The sequence below is a fragment of the Yersinia mollaretii ATCC 43969 genome (assembly GCF_013282725.1).
GTDB lineage: Bacteria > Pseudomonadota > Gammaproteobacteria > Enterobacterales > Enterobacteriaceae > Yersinia > Yersinia mollaretii.
Map to the genome: position 1 here is coordinate 2,484,619 of NZ_CP054043.1, position 14,249 is coordinate 2,498,867.

Sequence of the window (14,249 nt, forward strand, 5' to 3'; positions counted from 1 at the left end):
ATGAACCCTACTCATTTGACGTCTCATTACACTCCACAAATATCGCTGATTGTCCCCGTTTATAAAGAAGAGGCCAATATCCGCCCTTTTCTGCAACGAACGGAAGCTGTATTTCTGAAGATGAGCGTAACTTATGAAATCATATTTGCCTTGGACCCGTCGCCGGATAAAACAGAAGAAATTATTCTTGAGGAAATTAATCGCAATTCTAATATTAAGCTGATGGTATTCTCACGCCGTTTTGGTCAACCCGCAGCCACCATGGCAGGTATTCTAAGTTGTATCGGTGAAACCTGTGTGGTGATTGATGTTGACTTGCAGGACCAACCAGAACTGATTGAGCAGATGTTTGCCAAGTTACAAGAAGGGTACGAAGTTGTCTGTGCAAAACGGCGCTCCCGCAAAGGCGAAACGCTGATTAAACGTATTATCGCTCATCTTGGATATGGGTTGATCAATAAGCTGAGCGATGTGGAGATCCCGCGTAACACTGGTGACTTTCGTATTATGACGCGTCGTGTTATTGAGGAGTTACGCCGATTGAACGAATGCCATGGATTTTTACGCGGATTGGTGGCTTATGTTGGCTTTCGGCAGGCATTTATAGAATATGACCGGGATGAGCGATATGCGGGAAAGGGAAATTACAATCGTTTTACTGGTTCATTTAAGATTGGGCTCAATGGATTAATTAGCTTCAGCTCCAAGCCACTATTTGTGATGTCAATTAGTGGTTTTATACTTGCCGGTTTGAGTTTTCTTATTGGTGCATGGTATGTCTTTCAAAAGATGATTGGGATTGATATTACTCCCGGTCTGCCAACGACGGTATTGATCATCAGTTTCTTCGCTGGAGTACAGCTATTGGGACTTGGATTAATCGGTGAATATGTGGGGCGTATATACGATGAGGTCAAGCGTCGACCAATGTATATTTTGGATCGACAGATTAATATGGAGAAATTAAAATGAAGTCCCCATTAAATTTACCAGTACCAGACGGCTATACAGAGTTACCTGAATGGAATATGCGAAGTTTTTCTCGATAGCCAGAATGATTAATCCAAAAATAAGGTGTGATAATGAAAAAGGACAAAGATACTAACCAACAAACGCCAGCTTCAGAAAAAATGAATGCTGATTATTTCTTAACCGGACATTCAGACTATAAGAAACAAATAGAGTCGATTGATACTTATAAGTTTATTTCACAGGCGTTAGATAATAAACTGCATGGCGTTGATAAATTGCTTGATATCGGAAATGGCGGTATCTTTGATTATTCAACTGAGAATATTTCTGAAATATTTGGGTTGGATTTATTTCTGGATAGCATCACAGATGATGTAGTGGTACCTGATAATGTGAGGATGATACAGGGTAGCGCTCTTGATATACCTGAATCATTGAGTAATTTTGATGCCGTCTTAATGGTTATGTTAATTCATCATCTTGTTGGGAAAGATGTTCAATCATGTGTGGATAATGCCCGCAGATCTTTTGAGGAGGCCTATAGAGTAGTTAAGCCCGGTGGTCGGTTGTTAGTTATGGATTCGTGTGTTCCTGCATGGTTTTACGCTATTGAAACTAGATTATTTAAAGCCGCATCTTGGGTTATAGAACGTACAATTAAGCATCCTCCAGTCTTGCAGCATACAAATTCTGGTATCGCCGAACTCATGAAGAATGTGGGTTTTGGTGATATAGAAATAATTATTGTTCCAAAAGGAAAATATATCGTACAGTTTGGTGTAAAAGTGCCTTCTTTTATTACGCCAACACAACCTGTTTTAATCATTGGGCATAAAAATGAGTGAACGCTATGGCCTTCCTTTGATGAAATATTTATTTATAGGAATTCTTAATACACTACTCTTTACGAGCATTTTGTTCAGTCTCCTCAAATATACGTTGTATCCAGAATTCTTTTCTGTTGCTATTGCATTTTCAATATGTATGTGTTTTCAGTATTCGGCTAATAGATTTTTTACGTTTCGTTCTAAGCAATCTATTTCGGTTGAAATACCTAAATACATAAGTGGCGCTGTTCTCAACTACTTAATTGGTGTCGGTGTTGTTATTTTAACAAGAAATTTTTTTGGATTTTCTGATTTATTATGCAGTGTAATTAGTAGTGTAGCTTTGGCATTCTCTGGATTTATTATTTCGTCATTATGGATTTATAGAAGGATAGATTGATGGGCGATTTTATTGTAACTGGCGCAGCAGGTTTCATTGGCAGTAGCCTGATTGATCGATTATTAAATGATGGCCACGAAGTTCGTGGTATAGACAATTTTAGCACGGGTCAGCGCCGCTTTCTTGAAAGTGCTTTGACGAATTCGAATTTTAGCTTAATCGAAGCTGATCTTCTGGATATCGATACAATAACGCCAGCATTCTCAGGAGCTGATATCGTATTCCATCTTGCAGCTAACGCGGATGTTCGATTTGGTACACAGCATCCTCGCAAGGATCTGGAGCAGAATACCATCGTCACCTATAACATACTTGAAGCGATGCGGGCCAATGGAGTCAAAAAAATTGCGTTTTCATCTACTGGGTCGGTATATGGCGAAGCTCCAGTACCAACACCTGAGGATGGACCATTTCCCATTCAAACTTCACTGTATGGTGCTTCTAAAGTTGCTGGTGAAGGCTTAATTTCCGCCTATTGTGAGGGTTTTGGTTTTCAGGCATTTATATTTCGTTTTGTCTCAATTTTGGGAGAGCGTTATACGCACGGTCATATATTCGATTTCTACCAGAAATTGAAGGCTGATCCTACGTGCCTCCCAGTATTAGGGAATGGAAAACAACGAAAATCCTATCTTTATGTACAAGATTGCATTGATGCCATGCTTTTTGCTGTAGATAAAGCTTCTGATAAAGTTAATATTTTCAACCTCGGAGTCGATGGATATTGTGAAGTGAATGACTCTATTGGTTGGATTTGCGATGAGTTGGGTGTTCGTCCGCGTCTGGAGTATTCGGGAGGTGACAGAGGCTGGATTGGAGATAACCCATTTATCTTCTTAGATACGACGAGAATCCGCTCTTTGGGTTGGCGGCCAAAGTTTGATATTCGGGAGGGGGTCATCAAAACCGTGCAGTACCTTCGTGAAAATGAATGGGTATTTGAATCCAGAGGGATGAAATAATCAGAAATTATGCATATGAAACTTATTATTTCTTTTTTGTGGTGAGAGTTAGAAAATATTAGGCTAATTATGGCACAGACTCAACTGTAGATTATATTAGTGCTATAGAAAGTGGTAATGACGATATTAAACTCAAAAATGGTCGATCTGCGCTATCAATTTTCGGCCCAGCCTTATGGGGTTGCAATATAATTATGAGGAAATTAGCTGTAATTACTGGTGCTACAGGTGGGTTAGGTCGAGAGTTGACCCGCAAATTCTGGGATGCTGGATATAGCTTGATTTTAGTTTCAAGGCGAGCTGATGAATTAAATTCTTTATTCCGAACACTGGCTGATAAAGTTAATCAATCAGTTCATTGTGCAACAACTGATCTATCCAACCCTTTACAACTCTCTTTATTATCTGATCTATTAACTAAAAAGCAACCTAATGTATTAATCAACAATGCAGCCATTCAGGGGCCTATTGGTCCGTCATGGGAAAACGACATGACTGAAATTCAATCGACTATTCAGGTGAATCTATTAGCCCCAATTGAATTATGTCGAGCTGTCGTGTCGGGGATGATAGTGAATGGTGGTGGCGCAATTATTAATATATCGGGTGGCGGCGCGACAGCACCTCGCGCTAACTTTACGTCATACGCAACGGCAAAGGCTGGATTAATAAGATATAGCGAAACACTAGCCGTGGAAACCACCGCATATGGCATTAAGGTCAATTGCATCGCACCTGGTGCAATGAGAACAGGCATGTTGGGTGAAATACTCAAGTGTGGTGCCAAGGTGGCAGGTGAACGTGAATTCACTATGGCCAATAAAGTGTTTGCTGAAGGGGGAGCATCGATGGAATCGGTGGCACAGCTAGCTCTATTTTTAACCAGTGAAGCGAGCAATGGTATCACTGGGAAACTGGTCAGCGCCGTTTGGGACGACTGGCCTCACTGGACGGAACATCTGGATGAACTCTCCTCTAGCGATGTTTACACTCTGCGCCGTATTACTGGACGAGATCGTGGCTTTACGTGGGGCGACAAATGACTGAAAACGGGCAGGTATTCGGTGTTGGCATCATTGGCTGTGGGTTGATTGGTAAAAAACGGGCTAAGGCGTTGGGTCAAGCAGGGAAACTTTTGGCTTGTGCTGATATTGATGTGAGCCGAGCAGAAAACTTGGCAAATAGTTACGGCGCCAAAGTGTTCCACGATTGGAGAGAGTTGGTGTTACACCCCGGCGTTGAGGTAGTGATTGTTGCGACGCTCCATGACTCTCTGGCTGAAATCACTCGTGTTGCAATTGAAGCTGGGCGGCATGTATTGGTCGAAAAACCAGCGGCCAGAACAGCAGGCGAATTGAAGCCAGTGATGGCAGCGGCGGCCAAGCACAATGCCAAGGTGCATGTCGGATTTAACCACCGTTATCATCGTTCCTTGCGCAAAGCCCGCGAAATTGTGGATAGCGGCGCACTAGGCGATCTCATGTTCATTCGTGCCCGATATGGGCATGGCGGTCGTATCGGATATGACCAAGAGTGGCGTGCAAATCCTGAGTTATCGGGTGGGGGAGAGTTGATTGATCAAGGACCACATTTGATCGACCTTTCTCGTTGGTTCTTGGGTGATTTTACTGAGGTTCATGGATTTGCGCATACCTATTACTGGGATATGCCTGTTGATGATAACGGATTTATGATGCTCAAGACGGATCAGAAACAAATCGCGTTTTTGCATGCTTCATGCACCGAATGGAAGAATATGTTCTCGCTGGAAATCTACGGCAAGTCAGGCAAATTGGATTTGTCTGGTTTGGGCGGTAGTTACGGTGTAGAAAAAATCACTTGGTACAAAATGTTGCCTGAAATGGGGCCACCAGACACCATTTCATGGGAATTCCCCATGGAAGATGATTCATGGGCTGTAGAGCTTGCCGAATTTTTTGAGGATATCCGACTGGATCGTAAACCCGCAGCAGGATTACGTGATGCACAGGCGGCATTAACAATAGTGGAGTCAATCTATAAGGAGTCTGGCTATGATAATGGCACGTAGTCCATTGCGCATTACCTTGGGCGGTGGAGGTACAGATCTACCCTCATATTATCGAGAACATGAAGGTTTCCTGATTTCCGCAGCTATAGATAAATATGTATACGTGACAGTTATGAGGCCCTTTACCGAAGGTATCTACCTCAAGTATTCACAGCTGGAACATATTAAAAACATTACTGAAGTCAAGCATCCCATCATCAAAGAAGCCTTGCAGATACTCGAGTTCCGAACTCCACAGATTGAGATCACCACACTGGCAGACATTCCCGCTGGTACCGGACTAGGATCTTCGGGCAGCTTCACCACAGCCCTATTGAAAGCACTTTATACCCACCGCAAGCGCCATCTCCACCAGGAGGAACTGGCCGAATTAGCCTGCCATATAGAGATTGATCGTTTAGGTGAACCGATAGGTAAGCAAGATCAGTATATCGCCGCTGTCGGCGGTGTTACCTGCTTTACTTTCCATAAGGACGATAGGGTAACCGCTTCTCCTTTGGGGATATCCATGGACACCATGTTTAGTCTCGAGGACAACCTACTGCTGTTTTTCACGGGTTTTTCGCGCAGTGCAAGCGGGATACTGAAAGACCAAAACGTCAAATCACAGCAAAACGATGTGGAGATGCTCAACAATTTACATTACGTAAAGGAGCTGGGCTATCGCAGTCAGGATGCTTTGGTTCAGGGGCGGTTGGAGCTGTTTGGTGAACTCATGCATGAGCACTGGGAACATAAGAAACGTCGCTCTGGTGGAATGAGTAATCCACAAATTAATGAGTGGTACGAGTTGGGTATGAAGAATGGGGCGGTAGGTGGCAAGTTAGTCGGTGCTGGTGGCGGTGGCTTTCTGATGTTTATGGCCCATGATCGCAGCAAATTACGTGATGCGATGGCAGTGGCAGGTTTGGAAGAGGTGCGTTTCAAATTTGATTTTGAAGGCACGAAAGTTGTGATGTCCCATTGATACTTTGAGCAGGAGGCTTTCATGTTTCCTATTGCAATCTTGGCGGGAGGATTGGCGACCCGTTTGCGCCCCATTACTGAGACGATTCCAAAAGCATTAGTCGATGTGGCGGGTGTACCTTTTATTTATCGACAGCTCAATTACTTACATGAGCAGGGAATTGAAAGGGTTGTACTGTGCATTGGCTACCTTGGTGGAATGATTGAAGCCTTGGTGGGTAATGGCGAGCGATTTGGCTTACAGGTCAGCTATTCATCTGATGGTGCTACTTTGTTGGGAACGGGTGGTGCACTCAGAAAAGCTCTACCACTATTGGGTGAACAATTTTTTGTGCTGTATGGGGACTCTTTTCTGCCGGTAGATTTTTCAGCTGTTCAACGGGCATATGTACGCAGCGGGCAGCAGGGATTGATGACGGTACTGAAAAATAGCGATCGTTGGGATAAGAGCAATGTTTTATTTGTCGATGGGCAGTTGGTTGAATACAACAAGCGAATTCCACGAGCAGAGATGGCCTATATCGATTATGGCTTAGGGGTACTCTCTGCTGGGGTTTTATCTCATCATCCCCCGGATCACTCTTTTGACCTCGCGGATACTTATCACACTTTGTCTGTGAGGGGGCAGCTTGCTGGAATGGAAGTGCAGGAACGTTTCTATGAGATTGGTTCACATAGTGGACTAAAAGAAGCCGAAGAATACTTTTTAGCGAAGGAGTCATCATGAGTTACGCGTTACAGCATTTGAAAGAAACGACAGAGATTATTCAAAGAATGGATATCGATGCGATTGAAAAAATGGCGGACTTATTGGTAACAGTTAAAGCCGATGGGGGGCGGATTTTTTTCCTTGGTGTGGGGGGGAGCGCAGGTAATTGCTCTCATGCGGTTAATGATTTCCGCAAGATTGTGGGTATTGAATGCTACGCGCCAACCGATAATGTTTCGGAATTAACTGCCCGAACCAATGATGATGGCTGGGCGAGTGTATTTGTCGAGTGGCTTAAAATCAGCAAGTTACAGGCTAAAGATCTCTTGTTCATCTTCTCTGTAGGAGGGGGCAATCTTGAAAAAAATATCAGTCCTAACTTGGTTGAAGCCATTAGGCTGGCAAAAACCGTTGATGCTAAGGTCGCCGGAGTGGTAGGTCGGGACGGAGGTTACACAGCTCAGTCAGCTGATGCTTGTGTGATTGTGCCTACAGTGAATCCAGACAACATTACTCCGCACTCAGAGGCATTTCAGGCCGTATTGTGGCATCTGCTGGTTTCCCATCCAAAACTTAAGGTCAATCAAACTAAATGGGAATCTGCGGTTAAATAAGGTAGGTAAATGAATTGCAACCTATGCGAAAGGCCGTTTTTTTGGATAGAGATGGGGTCATTAACCGCGCCCTAGTGCGTGATGGTAAACCTTATCCGCCTGCTGATCTCGCCTCAGTGGAAATACTGCCGGGCGTCGATGTGGCAACGCAAGCACTACACGATGCGGGCTGGTTACTTATTGTGGTAACTAACCAGCCTGATGTTGCCCGGGGCACAACAGCACGTGCTGAAGTAGACGCTATTAATCATTATTTACAGCAAACCCTGCCAATTGATGAGTTTCGTACTTGTTATCACGATTCTGATGATCACTGCGATTGCCGTAAACCATTACCCGGATTGTTATTAGCCGCTGCAAAGATCCACGATATTGACCTTTCCGCCAGTTATATGGTCGGTGATCGCTGGCGCGATATTGAAGCTGGTGAATGTGCCGGATGCAAAAATATTTTTATTGATTATGGCTATGCTGAGAAACAACCCACGATTTTTAACTTTCGCGTTCACTCTCTATTAGAAGCAGCGCGTATTATTTTAGGAATAAGGGCATGAAAAAAATAGAAGATCTTAATATTCAGATTTTTGCTGATGGTGCTGATAAATCTGGCATGTTGGAAATGTATGCCAAACCTTATATAAAAGGATTGACCACCAATCCTACTTTGATGAAAAAAGCGAACATTACTGATTACCGCGTATTTTGCAAAGACATCCTCACCCATATAAAAGACAAGCCTTTGTCGTTCGAAGTTTTTTCTGATGATTTCGCCGAGATGGAACGTCAAGCGATGGAGATTGCCAGTTGGGGCGATAATGTCTATGTCAAAATTCCTGTGACCAATACAAAGGAAGAGACTTGCTACGCATTAGTTAAAAAGCTTGGTGCCCAAAACGTTAAAATGAATATCACTGCCATGATGACGTTAACTCAGGTTCGTGAAGTCGTGGCCTCTCTTAATCCCCATGTTCCCAGTTATGTCTCTGTCTTTGCTGGACGTATTGCCGATACAGGGCGAGATCCCGTTCCAATGATGGCCGCCGCGGTTGAAATGCTTAAAGTTGCACCGGCTGCTGAGTTGATCTGGGCTAGCCCGCGTGAATTGCTCAATATTTTTCAGGCCGACCAAATTGGTTGCCACGTCATTACAGTGACCAACGATATTCTGAAAAAGCTCTCCTTGGTGGGTTATGACCTAAGCGCATATTCGCTAGATACGGTGAAGATGTTCTATAACGATGCTGTAGCTGCCGGATTCAAACTTTGATCAAGGTTCTTTAATCGCAGGAATAATAGGCCAAAATGGCCCTTGTCGTGCTGAATTATTATTCAGTAAGGGTCTTAAATGGCCTGAAATAAAGGCTCCCTCCCATGACTCCACTGGTCACCATTGCTGTTCCATCTTTTAACCAAGGTCAGTTTCTTGACGATGCACTGTCATCCATTTTTCACCAACAGGTTCCTGTCGAGGTGTTTGTTCTGGATGGCGGTTCAACAGATAACTCGGTTGATATTATCCGCAAATGGGATAACCAATTAGCGGGTTGGCGTAGCCGTGCTGATGATGGGCAGGCATCTGCTATTAATGAAGGAATTGCTTTAGGCAGTGCGCCTTTTGTGTGCTGGTTAAACAGTGATGATTGGTTTTTACCTAATGCGTTATCAACATTGCTTAATGAGCTGCAAGCTCATCCTGAAGCACCCGCAGTGTATGGACGTTGCTGGAATGTGGTGCAAAAAACAGGGGAGCAGACGCCGGTATGGGTTGAACCATTTGCGGAGAAGCGACTAGCACTGCGTTGTATTATTTCGCAGCCCGCGACGCTCATTCGCCGTTCTGCATGGGACTCTGTCGGGGGGCTGGACAGCGAGCTGCATTTGGCGATGGATTATGATTTGTGGTGGCGCTTGTACAAACAAATAGGCGCTTTGTATTTTGTGGACGAGTTCGTTGCGACTAATCGGGAGCATGAGGCCACCAAAACTAAAACCTTTCGTTATCGTCACTACCAAGAAGCCATCGCAGTAGTGCGAAAGCACCATGGGCGTGTACCACTCAAGTGGTGGTTAGCTCAACCCTATGCCGTGTGGTTCAAATCAATAGCCGGATAAGCTGAAAATTTTTGGCGGGTATATATGAGAGTTCTTCATTTTTATAAGACGGCATTTCCAGACACTATGGGTGGAGTTGAACAAACTATTGATCAGATAGCCAGAGGGGCTAACAAGTTAGGTATTGAGATTGATGTATTATCACTGACATCGCGGCAAGTGCCTCGGACGATTGAGATTGATGGTTACTTAGCGCATCGGGCCAAGCTAGATTTGCAAATTGCATCAACCGGTTTTTCCATATCCGCTTTCTTGCGTTTTTCTCAGTTGGCAAAGAAAGCAGATATAATCCATTACCATTTTCCCTGGCCATTTATGGATGTCGTGCACTTTGCAACCAGGGTAAAAAAACCTACAGTGGTGACGTATCATTCAGATATTATTCGCCAAAAAAATTTACTCAAAATATATCAGCCGCTTCAGTGGAAGTTTTTAGGCGATGTGGATCGAATCGTTGCTACGTCGCCAAATTATCTTGCAACCAGTAGCATATTGGCAAAGTACAGTCATAAAGTTAGCGTTATTCCTATTGGCTTGGACAAACCGACTTATCCCGTGCCATCTCAGGCAAAATTGGACTATTGGCGTAGAATGGTGGGGGCAAAATTCTTCCTTTTTATTGGCGTCATACGTTACTACAAAGGCTTACATATATTGATGGAGGCTGCGCAGGGAACTGATTATCCCATAGTCATTGTCGGTGCAGGCCCGATTGAGATGGAACTCAAAGCTCAGGCGAATAGGTTGAATTTACGCAATATCTATTTCTTAGGGCAATTACCCGATGAAGACAAGGTTTCATTATTAACGCTTTGCTATGCCATTCTTTTCCCTTCTCATCTACGCTCAGAAGCGTTTGGCATATCTTTATTGGAAGGTGCCATGTACGGTAAGCCGATGATCTCCAGTGAGATTGGAACAGGAACAACATTTATTAATATAGCAAATCAAACCGGATTGGTTATACCGCCTAGCGATCCATTGGCAATGCGTCAGGCAATGAATTACCTATGGGAGCATCCTGAACAGGCTGCTGAAATGGGGCGTCGTGCTGAGGCGCGATATTGGGAGTATTTTACGGCAGATCGGATGGTGGAATCATACATAGATTTGTATGCTGATTTAATTAAGTCAGCGGGCTGTACGGAGAGCGTCATCAACTAATATCGATCACTTTCCTCATCAACAAATATGCTACCATTCCGTTTTCTCATTTCTATACTCCTAGAATCACCACAATGAAATTTCCCGGTAAGCGCAAGTCTAAACACTATTTCCCTGTTAATGCCCGTGATCCATTATTGCAACCGGCGCAGGCTGAAAATGAAGTGAGTACCTCTTATATCGTGGGCATTGATCAGACGCTGGTTGATATTGAAGCGAAGGTCGATGAGGGCTTTATTACACGTTATGGGCTTAGCCAGGGGCACTCTTTAGTCATTGAGGATGATGTGGCTGAGCGCCTTTATCAGGAACTCACACTCAATGGGCTAATTACTCATGAATTTGCGGGTGGCACCATTGGTAATACGTTGCACAACTATTCAGTGTTAGCCGATGATCGTTCCATTCTGTTGGGGACGATGTGCAGCAATATCAAAATTGGTAGCTATGCCTATCGTTATTTGTGTAATACCTCTAGTCGGACTGACCTGAATTATTTGCAGGCCGTCGATGGGGCGATTGGCCGCTGCTTTACCTTGATTACCGATAATGGTGAGCGGACATTCGCGATCAGTCCCGGTCAAATGAATCAACTACGCCCTGAGAGTATTCCTGAAGAGGTGATTGCAGGGGCATCGGCTTTAGTTTTGACAGCTTATCTGGTGCGCTGTAAACCGGGTGAGCCGATGCCAGAAGCCACTATGCAGGCAATCAGTTATGCGAAGAAACATAATGTTCCGGTGGTGATGACGCTAGGCACTAAGTATGTTATTGCAGATAATCCGCAGTGGTGGCGTGATTTCCTTAATGATCATGTCTCTATATTAGCGATGAATGAAGATGAGGCTTATGAGCTGACGGGACTGAATGATCCATTGATGGCCTCAGATATGGCACTGAACTGGGTCGATTTAGTGCTGTGTACCGCAGGTCCTAATGGGCTTTATATGGCGGGTTATACCGAGGAGGCGAACAAGCGTCAGACTCAGCATCCGTTATTGCCTGGGGCGATTGCAGAGTTTAATTTGTATGAATTTAGCAGGGCGATGCGCAAAGAGTATTGTGATCATCCATTCCGTATTTATTCTCACATCGCACCTTATATGGGCGGGCCTGAGAAAATAATGAATACCAATGGGGCAGGGGATGGCGCACTATCCGCTGTACTGCATGATATCGCCGCCAATGGCTATCATCGTAATAATGTGCCTAACTCCAGCAAACATGTCCGTAGCTATCTGAGTTACTCTTCATTGGCCCAAGTGTGCAAATATGCCAATAGGGTCAGTTATCAGGTATTGAATCAGCACTCACCGCGTTTAACGCGTGGTTTGCCTGAGCGGGAAGATAGTTTGGAAGAGTCGTACTGGGAACGATAATATATCCATCATCTTTCAAACTGCAGGTGTGTTGGCTACTCTCGTTACTCAGCCCATCCCTGAGCCTCGCCTCTATGAGGCCGCTGCAAGCAGCGTTCAAATCTGCTCCCGGCAGATTTGTCACCCGAATCACTTACCGATGTAAGCTCATCGGGACTCTCTTGCTTGCCGCCTTCCTGCACCTTGAAATCTATTGGATATAGAACATCGGATATAAACAAACAGGGCCGGCAAATATGCTGGCCCTGTTTGTTTATATAGAGTAATGAATGACAGAAATAGAGCTTAAATTGGGCAGACAGGGCGCTTATCCTCTTCTGTAAGCGTGTCTATTTTCAGCATATTCAGCATACTGTTGGCAATTTCACGTTCGCCCATAACAACCTGATTGGCACCCCGGTCTGAGATATAAACTACTTCATCGTCATAATGGGCGCGGGCAATGATCTCAAGATCGGGCCGTTTAATTCTGGCTGATGCAACAATTTCACCGGCTTCGTAACCATTGGGAATGGTCAGTAATAACCAGCGGGCACAATCCAGACGCGCCAGCGACATAATATCGGCGCTTGCAGCATTGCCTAATACCGCATTAATACCTTGTTCGCGCAGAGCTTCTACTCTTGGGCGGGAATTCTCAATAACGACTAGTGGGATGCCTTCGGCATGAAGTTTTGCCCCTAATAAGCTCCCGACCCGACCATAACCCACCAATAATGCATGGTTGCACAGGTCGACAGGGATCTGTTTTTCCTCTTCGACCGCCTCTTCCAGAATGAGATCTTCCATGGTTTCGTTCTTGGCTAAATAACGATCCAGCAGGGTGAAAAGTAATGGGTTGAGCATAATGGACAGAATCGCCCCTGCCAGAACTAAATTACGACCATGCTCAGACATTAAGCCCAGTGAGATCCCCAGCCCCGCCAGAATAAAGGCGAACTCCCCGATTTGTGCCAAGCTCACAGAGATGGTGAGTGCGGTGCGCTTCGAGTGACCAAACAGCCGCACTAACGCGAAAGCGATGACTGACTTACCGAAGATGATGATCGCTAATGACGCCAGCACAGCGAGGGGCTCATGTAGCAAGATCATCGGATCGAACAGCATACCCACTGACACGAAGAACAGCACCGCGAAGGCGTCGCGTAGCGGTAAGGTATCTTGCGCCGCACGGTGGCTAAGCTCTGATTCATTCAATACCATTCCGGCGAAGAACGCGCCGAGAGCGAAGGAGACATCAAACAGCCCTACAGCCCCGTAGGCAATGCCGAGTGCCAAAACCAGAACGGCCAGTGTAAACAGCTCCCGCGAGCCCGTGCTGGCGGTTTTTGCCAGTATCCATGGCACCAATCGGCGGCCAACAACAATCATCAATGTAATGAATGCGATCACTTTACCAATGGTAATGGCTAATTCGGTGAAGAGTTGGCTCAAACTGGTGGTTTCGTTGCCCATGACACCGGCAAAAGCGGGTAATAACACCAATGTCAGTACCATGGCTAAATCTTCGACAATCAGCCAACCAATGGCAATTTGCCCCCGCTGGCTATCAATCAGTTGCCGCTCTTCCAATGCCCGCAGTAATACCACGGTACTGGCGGTTGACAGACACAGACCGAAGACAAAACCTGTCATCAAATCCCAGCCCAATAAATGCGATAACCCCATCCCTAGCAGAGTGGCGACGGCTATTTGAGCCACGGCTCCGGGGATGGCGATTGATTTTACGGCGAGGAGGTCTTTGAGCGAGAAGTGAAGTCCGACACCAAACATCAACAAAATAACACCGATCTCAGCCAGTTCGGGTGCTAATGAGGTATCAGCGACAAAACCTGGCGTGAATGGCCCGGCGAGCACCCCTGCAGCAAGGTATCCCACCAAGGGTGAGATGCGCAGGCGATGAGCCAGTGTGCCTAAGAGGAAGGCGAGAACTAAGCCTCCGACGATCGTGGTAATTAAGGGTGTTGAGTGGTGCATCCAGACTCCTTCTAATTATTCCCGTCATCTTTCAAGTCGCAGGTGTGTTGGCTGCGCTCAATCACAGCAATAACATCAGTTTATTGCATTTATGCGATCAATGCGCGATAAAAATTC

Annotated in this window: 15 protein-coding genes; 14 read left to right on the forward strand and 1 reads right to left on the reverse strand. The window is 45.1% G+C overall.

What is annotated here, in order from left to right; all coding sequences use genetic code 11:
• The 14 genes from HRD69_RS10965 (at position 1) to HRD69_RS11030 (ending at position 12,155) form a co-directional block, all read left to right on the forward strand.
• Positions 1 to 972 (forward strand): glycosyltransferase family 2 protein, encoded by a 972-nt coding sequence (locus tag HRD69_RS10965; protein WP_004873383.1) that lies wholly within the window; start codon positions 1 to 3, stop codon positions 970 to 972.
• A 110-nt stretch (positions 973 to 1,082) separates the two neighbouring features.
• Positions 1,083 to 1,817: a class I SAM-dependent methyltransferase gene (locus HRD69_RS10970; RefSeq protein WP_004873382.1), complete on the forward strand. Its 735-nt coding sequence runs from the start codon at positions 1,083 to 1,085 to the stop codon at positions 1,815 to 1,817.
• A complete protein-coding gene (locus HRD69_RS10975; protein ID WP_071984801.1) occupies positions 1,810 to 2,199 on the forward strand; it encodes a GtrA family protein in 390 nt (129 codons plus the stop codon). Before HRD69_RS10970 ends, HRD69_RS10975 begins: the two co-directional genes overlap by 8 nt.
• On the forward strand, positions 2,199 to 3,161 hold the full coding sequence (locus tag HRD69_RS10980) for an NAD-dependent epimerase/dehydratase family protein (RefSeq protein WP_004873381.1): 963 nt from the start codon (positions 2,199 to 2,201) through the stop codon (positions 3,159 to 3,161). The genes HRD69_RS10975 and HRD69_RS10980 overlap by 1 nt, the downstream gene beginning before the upstream one ends.
• Before the next feature lie 194 nt (positions 3,162 to 3,355).
• Positions 3,356 to 4,204, forward strand: coding sequence for an SDR family oxidoreductase (locus HRD69_RS10985; RefSeq protein ID WP_004873380.1), 849 nt, complete (start codon positions 3,356 to 3,358; stop codon positions 4,202 to 4,204).
• A complete protein-coding gene (locus tag HRD69_RS10990; protein WP_032812947.1) occupies positions 4,201 to 5,211 on the forward strand; it encodes a Gfo/Idh/MocA family protein in 1,011 nt (336 codons plus the stop codon). The genes HRD69_RS10985 and HRD69_RS10990 overlap by 4 nt, the downstream gene beginning before the upstream one ends.
• Positions 5,195 to 6,178, forward strand: coding sequence for a GHMP family kinase ATP-binding protein (locus tag HRD69_RS10995; protein ID WP_032812946.1), 984 nt, complete (start codon positions 5,195 to 5,197; stop codon positions 6,176 to 6,178). The genes HRD69_RS10990 and HRD69_RS10995 overlap by 17 nt, the downstream gene beginning before the upstream one ends.
• Before the next feature lie 21 nt (positions 6,179 to 6,199).
• Positions 6,200 to 6,904 (forward strand): nucleotidyltransferase family protein, encoded by a 705-nt coding sequence (locus tag HRD69_RS11000; RefSeq protein WP_004873377.1) that lies wholly within the window; start codon positions 6,200 to 6,202, stop codon positions 6,902 to 6,904.
• A complete protein-coding gene (locus tag HRD69_RS11005) occupies positions 6,901 to 7,500 on the forward strand; it encodes an SIS domain-containing protein (protein ID WP_032812945.1) in 600 nt (199 codons plus the stop codon). The genes HRD69_RS11000 and HRD69_RS11005 overlap by 4 nt, the downstream gene beginning before the upstream one ends.
• 23 nt (positions 7,501 to 7,523) lie before the next feature.
• On the forward strand, positions 7,524 to 8,054 hold the full coding sequence (locus tag HRD69_RS11010; RefSeq protein ID WP_004873375.1) for a D-glycero-alpha-D-manno-heptose-1,7-bisphosphate 7-phosphatase: 531 nt from the start codon (positions 7,524 to 7,526) through the stop codon (positions 8,052 to 8,054).
• Positions 8,051 to 8,767, forward strand: coding sequence for a transaldolase (locus HRD69_RS11015; protein ID WP_032812944.1), 717 nt, complete (start codon positions 8,051 to 8,053; stop codon positions 8,765 to 8,767). The genes HRD69_RS11010 and HRD69_RS11015 overlap by 4 nt, the downstream gene beginning before the upstream one ends.
• Before the next feature lie 104 nt (positions 8,768 to 8,871).
• Complete coding sequence (locus HRD69_RS11020; RefSeq protein WP_004873373.1) at positions 8,872 to 9,612, forward strand: glycosyltransferase family 2 protein; 741 nt, start codon at positions 8,872 to 8,874, stop codon at positions 9,610 to 9,612.
• 24 nt (positions 9,613 to 9,636) lie between these two features.
• Positions 9,637 to 10,776 carry a glycosyltransferase family 4 protein gene (locus HRD69_RS11025; protein ID WP_004873372.1) on the forward strand — a complete coding sequence of 380 codons (1,140 nt, stop codon included), beginning with the start codon at positions 9,637 to 9,639 and terminating at the stop codon, positions 10,774 to 10,776.
• 74 nt (positions 10,777 to 10,850) lie between these two features.
• Positions 10,851 to 12,155: an inosine/guanosine kinase gene (locus HRD69_RS11030; protein ID WP_004873371.1), complete on the forward strand. Its 1,305-nt coding sequence runs from the start codon at positions 10,851 to 10,853 to the stop codon at positions 12,153 to 12,155.
• A gap of 285 nt (positions 12,156 to 12,440) precedes the next feature.
• On the opposite strand, the gene ybaL is transcribed toward HRD69_RS11030, so the two are convergent.
• Positions 12,441 to 14,132 (reverse strand): YbaL family putative K(+) efflux transporter, encoded by a 1,692-nt coding sequence (gene ybaL, locus HRD69_RS11035; RefSeq protein ID WP_004873370.1) that lies wholly within the window; start codon positions 14,130 to 14,132, stop codon positions 12,441 to 12,443.
• Positions 14,133 to 14,249: the final 117 nt, after the last annotated feature.

Bases quoted from the DNA above. Each gene is read 5' to 3' on its own strand.
- HRD69_RS10975 (WP_071984801.1), top strand. From the start codon at position 1,810: ATGAGTGAACGCTATGGCCTTCCTTTGATGAAATATTTATTTATAGGA.
- HRD69_RS10980 (WP_004873381.1), top strand. From the start codon at position 2,199: ATGGGCGATTTTATTGTAACTGGCGCAGCAGGTTTCATTGGCAGTAGC.
- HRD69_RS11020 (WP_004873373.1), top strand. From the start codon at position 8,872: ATGACTCCACTGGTCACCATTGCTGTTCCATCTTTTAACCAAGGTCAG.
- HRD69_RS11030 (WP_004873371.1), top strand. From the start codon at position 10,851: ATGAAATTTCCCGGTAAGCGCAAGTCTAAACACTATTTCCCTGTTAAT.
- HRD69_RS10970 (WP_004873382.1), top strand. From the start codon at position 1,083: ATGAAAAAGGACAAAGATACTAACCAACAAACGCCAGCTTCAGAAAAA.
- HRD69_RS11005 (WP_032812945.1), top strand. From the start codon at position 6,901: ATGAGTTACGCGTTACAGCATTTGAAAGAAACGACAGAGATTATTCAA.
- HRD69_RS10990 (WP_032812947.1), top strand. From the start codon at position 4,201: ATGACTGAAAACGGGCAGGTATTCGGTGTTGGCATCATTGGCTGTGGG.
- HRD69_RS11010 (WP_004873375.1), top strand. From the start codon at position 7,524: ATGCGAAAGGCCGTTTTTTTGGATAGAGATGGGGTCATTAACCGCGCC.
- HRD69_RS10965 (WP_004873383.1), top strand. From the start codon at position 1: ATGAACCCTACTCATTTGACGTCTCATTACACTCCACAAATATCGCTG.
- HRD69_RS11015 (WP_032812944.1), top strand. From the start codon at position 8,051: ATGAAAAAAATAGAAGATCTTAATATTCAGATTTTTGCTGATGGTGCT.
- HRD69_RS10995 (WP_032812946.1), top strand. From the start codon at position 5,195: ATGATAATGGCACGTAGTCCATTGCGCATTACCTTGGGCGGTGGAGGT.
- HRD69_RS10985 (WP_004873380.1), top strand. From the start codon at position 3,356: ATGAGGAAATTAGCTGTAATTACTGGTGCTACAGGTGGGTTAGGTCGA.
- HRD69_RS11025 (WP_004873372.1), top strand. From the start codon at position 9,637: ATGAGAGTTCTTCATTTTTATAAGACGGCATTTCCAGACACTATGGGT.
- HRD69_RS11000 (WP_004873377.1), top strand. From the start codon at position 6,200: ATGTTTCCTATTGCAATCTTGGCGGGAGGATTGGCGACCCGTTTGCGC.
- ybaL (WP_004873370.1), bottom strand. From the start codon at position 14,132: ATGCACCACTCAACACCCTTAATTACCACGATCGTCGGAGGCTTAGTT.